General features: G+C 41.6%; 9 protein-coding genes. All 9 read right to left on the minus strand.

The features are described 5' to 3' along the window. Nucleotides 1–20: 20 nt before the first annotated feature. Entirely contained in the window at nucleotides 21–836 is an 816-nt protein-coding gene (locus F6K15_RS23760; RefSeq protein ID WP_293065183.1) for a hypothetical protein, read from the minus strand. Continuing rightward, on the minus strand, nucleotides 833–2,557 hold the full coding sequence (locus tag F6K15_RS23765) for a hypothetical protein (protein ID WP_293065186.1): 1,725 nt from the start codon (nucleotides 2,555–2,557) through the stop codon (nucleotides 833–835). Before F6K15_RS23765 ends, F6K15_RS23760 begins: the two co-directional genes overlap by 4 nt. Nucleotides 2,558–2,625: 68 nt before the next feature. Beyond that, the gene (locus F6K15_RS23770) at nucleotides 2,626–3,327 is read right to left on the minus strand and encodes a hypothetical protein (RefSeq protein ID WP_293065189.1); all 702 of its coding nucleotides are present in this window, start codon (nucleotides 3,325–3,327) and stop codon (nucleotides 2,626–2,628) included. Nucleotides 3,328–3,946: 619 nt separating this feature from the next. Then, a complete protein-coding gene (locus F6K15_RS23775) occupies nucleotides 3,947–5,038 on the minus strand; it encodes a hypothetical protein (protein WP_202224284.1) in 1,092 nt (363 codons plus the stop codon). A 7-nt stretch (nucleotides 5,039–5,045) separates the two neighbouring features. Next, entirely contained in the window at nucleotides 5,046–5,927 is an 882-nt protein-coding gene (locus tag F6K15_RS23780) for a hypothetical protein (protein WP_202224283.1), read from the minus strand. Nucleotides 5,928–5,948: 21 nt separating this feature from the next. Continuing rightward, a complete protein-coding gene (locus F6K15_RS23785; protein ID WP_293065196.1) occupies nucleotides 5,949–9,089 on the minus strand; it encodes a hypothetical protein in 3,141 nt (1,046 codons plus the stop codon). A 108-nt stretch (nucleotides 9,090–9,197) separates the two neighbouring features. Beyond that, the gene (locus F6K15_RS23790; protein WP_293065199.1) at nucleotides 9,198–9,863 is read right to left on the minus strand and encodes a hypothetical protein; all 666 of its coding nucleotides are present in this window, start codon (nucleotides 9,861–9,863) and stop codon (nucleotides 9,198–9,200) included. Between the two features lie 115 nt (nucleotides 9,864–9,978). Further along, entirely contained in the window at nucleotides 9,979–12,009 is a 2,031-nt protein-coding gene (locus F6K15_RS23795; RefSeq protein ID WP_293065202.1) for a relaxase/mobilization nuclease domain-containing protein, read from the minus strand. Continuing rightward, nucleotides 11,999–12,295: a hypothetical protein gene (locus tag F6K15_RS23800; RefSeq protein WP_293065204.1), complete on the minus strand. Its 297-nt coding sequence runs from the start codon at nucleotides 12,293–12,295 to the stop codon at nucleotides 11,999–12,001. The genes F6K15_RS23795 and F6K15_RS23800 overlap by 11 nt, the downstream gene beginning before the upstream one ends. Nucleotides 12,296–13,021 lie beyond the last annotated feature (726 nt).

The raw sequence follows: 13,021 nt of genomic DNA on the forward strand, positions 1-13,021 counted from the left end.
AAATTATTTTCATAATTTTTCTAAAATTTGTCACGGCTCCGAACTGGTGGAATCAATCCTCTCAGAAGTGAGGGTTGCTTATCATCAATCACTTCTGTCGCAGCAGTTTGCAAACCAATCTCAGCAAGCGATTCAATCACAGCAAAAGGTAACTCAGCTCTTTGGGCAGCTTCTAGAAAAGTCACACCATGACGAGCTAAATCTAGAAATTTTTTGATTTTATCGACAACGGGGTCTTTATAAGCTGTATACTTTCCTTTGAGAGCCTCTATATAACCACGTCGGATATCTAGCAAGCTTGCCTGCCGCCCATCAGTTAAAGTGAGAAGCTCCTCAGTTGGTGGCAAAACTTCTGGCACAATAGCAACTCCATTAGAAATTTGAGGAGTTCTTGTCAGAGAAATAGTTAAATCAAAAGTATAGGTACGCTTCTCATTATTTTGATTAGAGGTAACAACCACCAAATTAGTAGGATAAATAGTCTCATAAGGATAATCCTCTTCGCGAACAGACCTTATAGACGGAGTTTCTACCACACCCTTCAACCGCAGAGGTTCAATGGTTTTCAGCACAAGAATCGATGCCCGGCCAGTATCCACAGGCAAATCAGTAGAAAATACAATTTGATGTACATCAGCCAGAGAAATAAATTGAATCGTTTCCCCATTCCTAAATTCAATCACACTCTGACGCCCAGGAATCAAGACTATTTCTGTAGTCTCAGCTAATGCTTTTGGTACGGTAACAGTTTCTATAGCGGGAGGTACAGACAAAGCTCGGTTTGACATAATAGCAAAACTTGCAATTGCACCCAAAATGGTTCCTTTCCAATTCATCTCAACCCCCCTTTTTTCGGAACTCTAAACGTCACAAAGCCATTCACGAACAACTGTACTTTTTCTCCCCTACTGACTTGGAAAATTTTTAAATCCTTGGGCTTAGAGTCCAGTCGTTCCGTCATCCTTTCTGTTAGAGTCTCGGCTAAACCTTTAATAAATGCTGCCCTTGGTTCTTGCCTATTTTGTTGAGCTGTCGTAGTAGAAGACAATCCTGTAGTTTGTGTTTGTACCTCCTGTTCTGGCTGTGTTATGTTATCGGCAGCCTCCGCAATTCCTGCCATTAATCCCACAGCAATATCACTACCCAATCCCGGGCTTGCATCCGAGCCTTTGATTTTTTTAGCAATCAATACGTTACCTTTCTTACCTCGAATTACTAAAGGAGTTGTGGGCGCATCATTATATCCGGAACCTGTTGTAGGAATAGTTTCCTGGCGTCCGTCGGGATGAACAATAGCCACCACAGATTGAAAGACTTGTCCGGCATCAGAGATAAATGACACCGATACAATTAGCTGGCTGCCCTTTTTCAGAGCATGGGTACCATCCGATGCCACCAAAGGCTCTGTTAATTCCACCAAAAACAATCCATCTGTACCATCGATTTCCTGGTTCCAGTGCAGAGGTACTACTACCCTACCTTGTGCAGTTGTACCAATAGTAACCTCAATATCCTTGTAGCCCGTAAATTCAGAACTCTGATTAATAATGCCTTGCATTCCTGGTGTCAAGCCATCCTTGATTGATTCTCCTACAACAACCGAAGCAATAAGATTATTTGTCGGTGCAATTGCGGGGGTTGGTTTTGCTTGTGTTTGAGGAGTTTCAGATTCAGAAACTACTTCTTTCTCCTCAAACTCCTTTCGCTGAACCTGACCAAGTGCTGCTAGTTCTGTCCAGGCGCTCAGATCGTCAAACTTTTCGGGTTCTGGAGCAGGAGTCGGAGCAGCTCTAGGAATAGGAGTAGGTCTAGGAGCAGGAGCAGCTCTAGGAACAGGAGCAGTTCTAGGAGCAGGAGCAGGAGCAGCTCTAGGAACAGGAGCAGGAGCAGCTCTAGGAACAGGAGCAGTTCTAGGCACAGGAGTAGGAGCAGGTCTTGGAGCAGGAGCAGTTCTAGGCACAGGAGCAGGTCTTGGAGCAGCTCTAGGAGTAGGCTTTGGAGTAGGAGTAGACTTTGGAGTAGAGGTAGGCTTTGGAGTAGGTTTTTGAGAAGAACTCTCCTCAGTTTTTTCAGCCTTTTTAGCAGTCCTAGACCTTTTAGGTTTCTCTTGGTTTTCCTGTAAAGGTGACTGAAGATTCCTCACAGCCACAGCAGCTCTTTCTTTATATAATTCATCTTGCAGTCGCTTAATTTCTTCAGCACTAGCATCAGTCTCTCCTGCTTCATTCGTGGAAGTTTTGGCTATTTGTTTGTTCCCCGTGGAATTGAATAGCATCACAACAAGGGAAATAGCAACTACCACAACAGCAAACAGCCCACCCACAAATACTGTTTTTGCTAGAGGATTCTTGGTAACGTCCGCTCGTGGTTCTCCCCGTATGGGATGATGTAAATCCTCTGGACTCAATAAAGTGTCAGCATCAGATTCTAATTCTGATACCGAGCTTTTTGAAGTGTCCGCGCTTCCTGTGGTATCTGCAAGCTCTTCTATCGACAGACTATCCTCTTCTGTCCCTGAGATAACTTGAGTCCCCTTTTCATCCTGAATTACACTCACGTCCATTCCTCCTTTTAGCCAATCCTATTCTGTATAAAGGTGATTATTAATCGTTGAAACCTCTCACATTAAAAACTATCTTCAACAACACTCGTGACCATAACTTTATTTCTAAGCAACAACCGCAGACTCTCTCGAAAAGGGCTAGTTTGATCGGCTGGCAATAATACTGAAACCTGTTTTGGTATAGCCTTTAGACTGATACGCCTGCTAATAATCACCTGTCCTTGCTCGCCTCGATTATTGGTCTCAAAGCGTGCAGCTAGAACTCTTACATCCCACCTACCAGGGGCAATTTCCACAGGCTCAGAAACTTCATAAATAACAACCGAAGACTCTAGAAATCCATCAAGGACTGCCTTTGGAATTATCTGACTTCCCATTAACTTCAGGAATTCGGTGCGAAATCGAGGTTCCATCAAAAAGCTTCCCATATATACTTTTGAAGGAACTTTCACACCCACAACTGATACACCCGCATCCTTCTCACCATTCGGCAATTTATTATCCCACTCAAACATGAGCTGGATAAATGATTCAGCCGTAGATTTAAGAGATCCTGGCTCCCGATGTAGTGGCTCTACCTGTACAATGTCGTGTGCAGTACCATCACTCATCTGCACATAAGTTCTGTCCATAGTAGCTAAGGACCGATTATTCAAAACTAAAATCAAAGCTCCCATAGTACCAAAACACAGGCTACCTGCCAGAAGTAATAAAGCAATCAGAAATTTAGGAGTATCTTTTTCTGGAATAAGAATATTGGCCATGATACTAATTAATAATTAACAATTAATAATTAATAATCAATAATTACCTCTCCTAAATAATTAACAATTAATAATTATCGCTCGCCGGAGCATTAACAATTAAGCACATTACCAAATTAATTACGCTTTTTGTCAGACTGAAATCCTTATACTGTAGGCTCACATCAAATTAGGGTAGGTAAACAATTTTTTCAGCAATTAACAATTAATAATTAATAATTACCTCTACCTTTTAGGGAGAGGATTGAGGAACAAAGAAAACAATTTGTTTTTCCCCTTCAAGGGGGAATATTAAAACCTGAATCATTTAATTATTCATTATTAATTATTCGGTTAGGGAGCTTAACAATGAATAATCATTCATTATTAATTACAAGGGGAGACTATCTCCCTACACATACGCAACTCAATTATTAATTATTGAACAGAGGCCAACGATAGTTACCACAAATAGTTTGAATGTTTCTAATAGTCAGTATTCAGAGATTTTAACAGTTTTTTTTGAAACTATCAATTCAATTAAACAGGGATTAAAATCCATTTTTTTACTGCTATTATTGCCACATAAAAAGCTTGGTTTTCTTGGAAAAATAGGCAATTATTAATTATTAATTATTCATTATTTCTGGAATGCTTGCCGGATTCTGCGAGCAAACGCCCGCCCCGCTCCTGATTGAGCTACTACTCTTGTCGTCGCGACTCCCGCTCCCATAGCAAAGCTCCCCACCCCGGAAACAACAGCAGCAGCTTGCTTACTAATAGCTTGGAATAAGGCCACACCACCCATCTGCCCTAGATAGATTGCTAGTACAGGACTAGCAACAGCAATGAAAGCAGCAAAAGCAATATCTCGGAAGCTAGTCCCACCCATATCTTGCCCTGCTGCAACTTGAGCTTTTTTGACAACAATAGCCGTTAAACCCACAATAATGTTGTAACTAAGCATGGTGGCAAACATACCCACCATTGCAGAAGCCCAGGCGAAGACAGTTTTGCCTGCCACTGGAAGGATACTAATACCCAAAGCAGGTGGAAATAACAGTGCTGTCATTAATAGTGCAGCTTCCATACAGTTTATAAATGCCCACTGAATGGCATACAAAAACATCATCAGGAGGGTAATCAGAGCAGAGCGCAAGCCATTTGTCAAGGGATTTCCACCACTCACAGTAGGGGAAGGTACATCAACCCCCGCTTCATTTGCTGCCTCTTCCCTAGCTGGATCTTCCATACACTGTTGTTGCTCTGCGGGTGGTAGATTCATACAATCCGCGTATATCTCTTGCTCGATCGCCTGTTCGGCATTCTCCTGTCGTATTTCATTTAGGGCAGTTTGAGCATCCAGTGAAGAAGAGCCAATCTGTTGAGTAAGGACAAACTGAACATTGTAAGAACCAATACCGTAAAAGGTTTGCACCACCCCCGCTGCCAAAGTTCCATTCCCTCCCAGCAGACACACTACTATGAGTGGCATAATCAGCAAATCAGCCAAAGCACTCCAACTTTGTTTTTCAAGCAAAGGCTGAATCTTTTCAATAGCTAAGTACAGTAGTGAGATTCCTGCCAGCAATAATCCCAAATCATTCAAGGCTTGCCAGAGAGGACTACTGGAGGAAATAGCTTCACCCCATAGTTCACCCCAAGCTTGAGTGGTGCTTTGGTTTAGTTCGGAACCAAGATTAATTAAGTCACTTCCTGTTAAGTTAGCCATTTTTCACTTACTCAGGTTCCTTGAAAGTGGAAAATTGAGAGCCGTTAGCCAAAGCTCGAATATTGGCAGATTTTTCAACTCGATTTCCAGCATTGCCACCCTGCAAAGTTGTCGAAATATCACTGAGGATTTGATTTCGATAAGCATTATCAATTCGGTTTTGCTGAGTTTCAGTAAATATTGCAGCTTGTTGGGCGGATAAGATGGATAGCTGATTAGATTGAGCTGCCTCTGCTTGTAACTTCAGCCCCATTGCATCTAATTGAAGTCTCTCCAAGTCTTGAGTAACATCCGTACTTTCTCCTTCTGATACCAAAATTTTGCCTTGCTCGGCTAGTTTTTGTGTAGCAGCAGCCATAAGAGCAGAAGTTTGAGTAGTTTGATCTCCAAATTCTATTTTTTCTTTGATTTTTTCCTGAGCGTCCTCTCCCAAAGCTGACGAGGAGGCCACAGCTTTTGCTAGTTTTCCCGTCAACTCGACACTTGCTTCATTAAGGAGTAGCAAATTATCCTCGACACTAGAACCTAATTGCATCCCAAAGGTAAAATCTTCAGTCCCAGCGTTTTTTAATTCCTCCAATAATTTATTAGGATCGGGAATATTCATGTCTCCATAAATACCAGAAATCTCTAAATCCGGAAGATTTAATTCGTTCAAAGCATCATCCAAAAAATCATTAGGATCGATCGCCAGTAATTCGGATATAGGGCCAATTAAATCATTGATCTGATCCTCTATTTTCCCTTGTGCATCACTCAGAATATCTTCAGGATTCAATCCCAAGATATCTTCAAAGCTGAAAGAAGCAGCGAATGCAGGTTTTGCAATAGCTATACTTGCTACTGTTGCCCCACTAACTAATAGTTTGAAAATCCGTAGAGTTTTCATCCTTTTTTCTCCTTAAAAATACTACTTTCCAATTTCTTTAATAGAAACACCTCCTCTTAATACCTTGATATAAGCAGCAGCAAAATCTCTGGTTCCTTTAAGAACCCCTACTTGACTCTGAGGATATTGATTGATAAACCTTTGCCTAGCAGCTTTTTCATCTTCTGAATTAGCCACCGCAGCCAGAATCATTGCTCCTGGATAATACCGCAAAGGACTCCAATAGCGATCGCCTACCTTTAACAACCACTTAGTAAAATATTCCGACGCATCAGGATAAAATGCTTCAGTCGCGTTTACTCTGATAGTATCGGGGTCATACTCACAGTATTTAACATAAGCGGAAGCAGCAGCAGCCGTAGTTTTTCCTACCATCTCAATAGAAGTATTTTGGAAAATTTTACTGGCAGCAGAGCAAGCAGCAATAGCATTAACATCCTGTAAGATTAATAGCCCTGAAATACCGTCTTTACGGCCAGTAGCCCAAATTGTCCCTACCATTTCGGCAAATCCAGGCTTACTCAGCAATACACTCAGCTCATCTCCTACAAACAAACTTCTCGGATGGGACAATCCGTTGGTCACGCAAGCCATAGCTGCCAATAAAGACATGATTTGAGCATTACTGTCATTATTTAAACCCGACAAAGCAAAGATTTTTACCATAGGGTCTGGCGGTATTGTACTAGGGCGACCAATAGCCTGCCCAATCTCTGGATCGTCCAGTTTTGCTGAAATTTGGTTGACAATTTGATTAATTGCCAGTCTGTCAATTTCCTCAAAAGACTTCAATCCCAACTTTTCCTTAGAACAGAAATTAAGCAAATCGTGCAGGGTTGGGATATTTTGCCAGGCATTAGAATGAAAACCTTGCTCAAAAGCAAAGTTGTAGCGATCGATAATTTGAGGATTGGTGGTAAAAACCTGAATCATCTTTACTACCAAAGCGTTAACTCTTTCTTGCAACTTCGGGTCGTGGATAGACCCCATAGCAATACCGACTAATGCTTGTTGAAGAAACTGTTTCCAACGATTGAGCCGTTCGGCCACCGTTTTCTTATCCATCCCTCTCAAATCTGGTGGCTCGACAAGGTTGTAGCTTTGATTAGCCATATTGAAAAAAGCAGCCTTATCCCCCAACATCCGACAAGCTGTAGCAAAGGTAGAATCGCCACCAGTGGAAATGTCCATTCCCACTACTGGAATACCTTGAGCAAGGGCATCCACAATAAAGCGAAAACCCAAAACCGACTTACCTCCTCCAGAAGTGGCAGTAATAATAGCCCGCTCTGTCTTCCGAAACAAATCTACATAAATAGGTTGTCCGCCTTTATCAGTAATAAACTCCACACCACGACCACCTTTGTGAAAAGGTCGATAGCAGGTTAGAGGCAACAAACCAGCCACAGTATCTGTATCCAAGATAATCCGTCTGTTTGAAAATAAACTGGTTTGACACAGCAGCTTTAATCTATTAATAGGCAAAGTTTCTACCCACAGCCTCCATGCAATATTAGTTTCTCGAATTACACTTGCTGTGCCGAAACTCCTGCACATCAAAGCACAAGCCTTATCCAATTGAGCTTCTGTATCGCGATAAATCACATACAACGGAGCACACATCATAGGTGTAGCACCCGTAACCAGTTTTCTTTGAGCCTCAAAACTTTCTTCTTGCCGGACTACCGAACCTACATCTAAGCCTCCACCCTGCTCAACAGTATGCTGATTGCTAGCCTCAGCTTGTTTTGCTATTTTTTCCAAGTTATATCGCATCGCTGCCTTTGATCCAGGCTCCATTTCTAGCCAAACTTCGGTGTCGTAAACAAAAGAAGCTGCCAAACAATCAAACTGCCACCGGAGTTGTGAACGACGATCGCGCCATCCAGTGGGAGCTTCTTCCATTGTTAATACTGCCCCGATAGTATGATTTAAGTAGATATACTCCCGACTGCCATTATGTTGTGGGCAAGATGTTTTTCCGTCAAATCCTGACAGCGCCACTGATAACGTATCTTTTTGAGTATTCGTTATAATTTGACGCTGAAGACCTTGGCCCGTTTCTGAGACTTTAATAATTTGGGGGATTTCAGGAGCAACAGTACATCTTCCATTGAATCTATACCATAGCCAATGCCATAACTTATCATCGGCTGGATTTTCAAGAGGAAGTCCGACTTTTGTCTCCAGGAGTAACCGCCAAGGCAGATACCCATTTTCATAAATATCTTTAGCTAGCTGGCAGTACAGATTTTCTTCCCATTCCCCTTGAGTCCCCATAAAAGTTCGGGTTGTTTTGCCAATTTTCTGCGCGACCGAACGCAGTATCTTATCTGTAAACCCATCTTTCTCGCGATAATTTTTATTGCCAGTCCAAGTACAGAATACCCAAATTTCCCAAAATTTCCGATTACCTATTTCATCTAATTCATCAATCCTAATTTTTTCATTATTTACTAAAACAGATATAGGTAACATTTCATTTTGTAATGCCTTTTCCGCAAGTCGTTCGAGTTCTTTTTTTCGAGGAGCTTTATTTCGGAAGCACCCCATGTGAAATGTGATTTTTTCATCAGAGGGAAATTCTTTGAAAGCTTCAGCGATCGCCTCCGAGTATTCTGCTATATCCGCAGTGTGAAGCTGCGGGTGTAAACCCTGAAGCCGAAACGGAATCACTGCTGACCATTTATCTCCGTCCTCATTCAGCAGCCAGCAGCCGAAACTTTGTCCACCTATGGAAACCCGAAGCGGAACATGAAGATTACTTTCAAGTTGAAAAGGTCGGTAAGTTGTAGTTTTTTTTCCATCTACAGAAGTCACCGCTACTTTTTCTTTTGCCATCATCTTACATTTTTGCCCAAATTGTTTTTCTTCCGCAGATACCCACATGATGGATAGATTTACCCAATCTTTGGAGGGCATAATCCACAAATCGGTATATTTATAACTCTTCTTGCCAGTCAGGAACCACCAGGAGGCAATCAGCCAGACCGAACTTGCTCCCCATACAGTCAATCCCAGAGATAGCAAAACTTCACAGACGAAGAAGCTAAAGCCAATCAAGAGCCCCCAAGGGACTAATTGATCTGCGGGGACTGGACCTATGGACGCCTCTTGTTGGTAGATTTTAGAGACTTTGACAAAATCTGACTGATTCTCCATATTTACACAAACTCCATGGCTATTTTTTTCAAGAGAAAATAAGAAATTTCTTACTTTCTCTGTCTGGCAAGAAAAGTCTTGAGCTACAAGGATGAATGTTTGTAGCACCTACGGAGCAGGAGCACCACCGCCACCTAATATGAGCTGCGACATCACCTCGATAGCGAGAACGAAACCCACGCCGATAGCCATCATATTGCCAATGGGCTTCCAGTCACCACCTTGCATCGCTTGTGATACAAGAAAAATACCCCCTACCAATATTCCCAAAATTACAATAACCCGTAACACAGTAAAAATCAGGCCGACTGTTGCAGCGTCAACAGTAGAACCCGCACCTGTGAGAATTTCGTTCACTTTGGCTTCGATGGAATCAAATAGTAGGGCATGAGCTGGCATCCCTATGCTGGAAAAAATCATACAACTAATCAAGACAAGTGCTGCCACATGATGGGCTTTAAATTTTATTCCAATTAACTTACCTAGTGGCGGGAAGTAATCAATCATCATTTTTACACTATGCGCAATTAGGCACACGATTAAATACACTGTCATCATTGCTGGATTTTGAATACCGATAAAGGTAAGTCCGGCAATAACAAACGCAAGCAACCATAAGTCTCCTTTCTCAATAGGCATTCCTAATGCTTTACTTAGTTTTGATTCAAAAGTTTCTGGACGACGACGGTAGCTTATAGGATAGTCACCGCTGTTTTGCCCTTCATAACGTAGTTGCATAAACTTACTCCATTTTTCTTTTTCAAATTGAGACACACACGCTGAGTTTTTCTGCGGGATATATCAAGTAATCTCCGCATTCTAGATGCGCACGGGCTATAGCTATCAAATTATTTAGGTCTCACAAACCTCTTATTCCGCATACATACAATTAACGCTCCATTTCTGGCCTGTTTCCCCGATGTTGAGACTCCTGTGTCAGCAAATCATCTACATCTGAAGTAGGAATTTCACAAGTATCGCATCGCACGAAATTGTCAGCTTCAATGGAGGCACTAAAAATCTTACGGGGGTTCCCCCATTCATCGGTTTGCTTTAAATCAAATCCTTCTAATTGATACGATAGGTCTGACTGCTTTGAAATTTCAAAGACACGTTCAAACTCTCCATTAGTATCCGTCCAATGGATAGAGCCAATATCCGTCCTAAACTGTTCTGGGGCATGGCGTTGGAAGTAATCAATTAAATCCTTACTATCAACATTTCGGGTATACTCTGACTCTGTTTGAGGTAACTGAAGAATGCGATGTTGTTCTTCCGACGATAGAGAATTATCGGAAATCTGCCAACCATCATCAGTTTGTTCAGCCCGAAACCGCACCTGTTTATAAGTGATGGTTCGTTCTTCTTCGTCAAGAGAAAATTGATATCCTTCAGCATCAACTGCCTGATTATCAAGCAATCGTGCCACATTGGCTTTATGTGCCTCAGATAACTCGCTATCGGCCTGCCAGTCCTGTAAATTTTCATCCCAACTTGCTACAGTAACGTTTTGAGTAATACTAATAGTATTCTCGTCAGAGTTGAAGTGGAGGACACCTAAGTTAGTTTCAATAGGCTCATCCTGATTCAAGTCATGTGCAGTGGCCCGTACACGAACAAACTGGCTTAATGACTCTGCTACAGCTTGAGGACTTTCCTGAAAGTTGGTTGGGACATCAGAGCTTGGGGTTTCAGTGTCAACTTTTACTTGAGCTAACCGTTCATCAAAATGACGTAAGGCTTCCTCGTCATGGAGCCAATCATCATCACCCTCAGATTGAGATATTTCTACTGAAGGCCGAGAATTCTCCTCCAATTGCGTTTCTGTCTCTTGCTCTTGCTCCTGCTCCGAGCCCCAAACTTCTCTGCCAATTTCAACAACTTCTGCCAGGTGCGCCGTCACATCAAGAAACATTCCCGCATAGAACCTGCCATCTATATAGTCACTTTGCTCAAGATGATTTGCCTGTTGCTTCATCATCTGGATTAAATTTCCAGGAGCTACCTCTATATCTATATCTTCTAAACTAAACTGCTCCTCATTTTGAGACGTTTCATCCTGTTCGGAGTTCAATTCAGGTGAATAATCTTTGCCCAAAGAGGGTTCATTGACAGTAAATACATCCTTCATTGACGAAATAGGTGTACTTACTGACTCACTCCTTGGCTCCCGATCTTCAGATTCATCCACCTGTTTAACCTCCAAACGCTTCAAAATAGAGGGTTTTGTGTATTTACGACCTAGTTGATATCCGGCAAAAGGGATACCTTCGTATCGCATCCACCACCCCTGTGATGTAGGATGTACCTCTACTCCTAGTGATTCCATCGCCACAGTCAAATCTTCAAAGGAACTTCCCGGTTCTAGGCTTTCATCAATAATATTCTGAAGCTTTTGCCGGATACTGCGCTTAGTTGGCTTGATAGTATTTGACCGCCCTTCAAGTTCTCCAATATCTGGAACAGCTTGCAAACCATACTTGCGCTCCACAGTACGCAAGATTTTGGGAATCTTATAATAATCCCAGCTAGTATTAGCACACTTGCCATTGTCATCCACCAAATTAATCAATAGATGAGCATGAGTGCGAGTTTTTGATGATTCTGGATACTTTACATCGTTGTGCAAACCTACCAACACTTGGTTTTTATCAAGATTTAGATCGTCAATAACTTGGCTACAAATTGCTGCCCATTCACCCCGGCTCAAATTATCTCCGGCTGAGGGAGACAAAGACAAGTGATATGCCGGACGTTTGACTCTGCCATTACGACTCGCCACCCATTGCATGGCCGCAGCTTTTTCTGCTACCGTCTTGCCTTCAAACACATTCTCAAGAAGTGCTTCGGCTCCCGGCTTGCCAAATATATAGCTGGCGACACTATGAAATTTAGTGTTTCGTGTGACTTTACCAATCATGATGCTCATCCAACAAGCATTGAATATCTTGAACAACCTTAAGAGTTTGGGGGGAAAACTCTTCAGTAGAGATTAAATCTCGTACCAGATGAAGTAGAGTTTGCAATTCTACTTGCTGTTTCCTAAATTTCAACCTTTGCTCAATGAAATCTGTGAGGCAATTAGGAGTGAACAACTTTTCTCGAGCTACCGAGCTAAGACTCTTTTCACTCCTTTCTGCCAATGCCTTTAGGGCATTGTACTCGGAGAACGTTAACCGAACTCTCAAATGACAATCTCTTTTCATTAGTTAGATTAAATTTCTCCATGATTCAGGAGAGACCTCACACAATCTTTGAGCTTGTTTTTAACTTAGTCGCTGATTTTAGAAATTGCAACCCCTAGAACAGGTCTTAAGAAAACTTGCAAGCAATGGCAAAAGTATTACACGAACTAGGATATGGTCTTACCTTGTACACACAAGCGATATTTTTATACACACAAGCGATGTTTTTATACACACACGCGAGATTTTTATACAAAAATATGCACATTATTTCTTTTTTTTTCTTCCGAGCTTATTTTTTAGCTTAATTTTTTATACACACACACGATATTCTCATACACACACGCGAGATTTTTATACACACACGCGAGATTTCCATACAAATTAATACACTCTATTTTTTTGTTAATTTTCATATACTTCTTAACTTTATGTAATAGTTAGTTTTTCTTTCCGATAGCATTTGCTATCGGAAAAACTCTGACAATTGCGTTATTCAACTTAGCAATATTAAAAAAACATAAACACTATCCAATTCATTTTTTTTTTGAGGTATCAAGGAGACTAAATCAACAAACTTATTGGCGGAGGTACACAGTGGCTAAGGAGACACAAACAATCACCATCTGTATCGATCTTGGTAGTAGTCTCACCAAAGTTGTCTGGAGTTTGGATAATTCACCAGACATTAACTTTCTCACCATGGAACCCGAGATAATAGAGTGTGATTATGGGCACTTAGGCACA

This window comes from Okeania sp. SIO2B3, from assembly GCF_010672525.1.
Lineage (GTDB): Bacteria > Cyanobacteriota > Cyanobacteriia > Cyanobacteriales > Microcoleaceae > Okeania.